Origin of the sequence: Vibrio sp. OPT46 (assembly GCF_015163535.1) — a bacterium.
GTDB lineage: Bacteria > Pseudomonadota > Gammaproteobacteria > Enterobacterales > Vibrionaceae > Vibrio > Vibrio alginolyticus.
This window is the reverse complement of sequence record NZ_JADDYG010000219.1, coordinates 1-298: the sequence shown is the minus strand read 5'-3', so window position 1 is coordinate 298 and position 298 is coordinate 1. Positions and strand designations below refer to the sequence as shown.

Here is a 298-nt window from a genome sequence, read left to right as displayed (position 1 = left end):
ATTGGCTTTGTCCGTGAAGTCAGGCTGAAGCAGCCACGCATTGGCACGCGTAAACTGAAGTTCTTAGCAGCAACAAAGGGCATTCAAATAGGTCGCGATAAGCTCTTTGAACTTCTCAGAAAGCATCGGCTGTTAGTGAGAGCAAGACGAGCCTATCACCGAACGACTGACAGCCGTCATCGATTTTTCTGTCACCCAAACAAAGTGAAAGATGGGCTGACACCAACGAAGCCAGAACAACTGTGGGTTGCTGATATTACTTACTTGCCAACTCAAAATGGAGAGAGTTATCTCAGCT

General features: G+C 47.0%; 1 pseudogene. It reads left to right on the top strand.

The features are described from left to right. Window positions 1-298: pseudogene (locus IQR33_RS32685) on the top strand (IS3 family transposase); the annotation flags it as partial.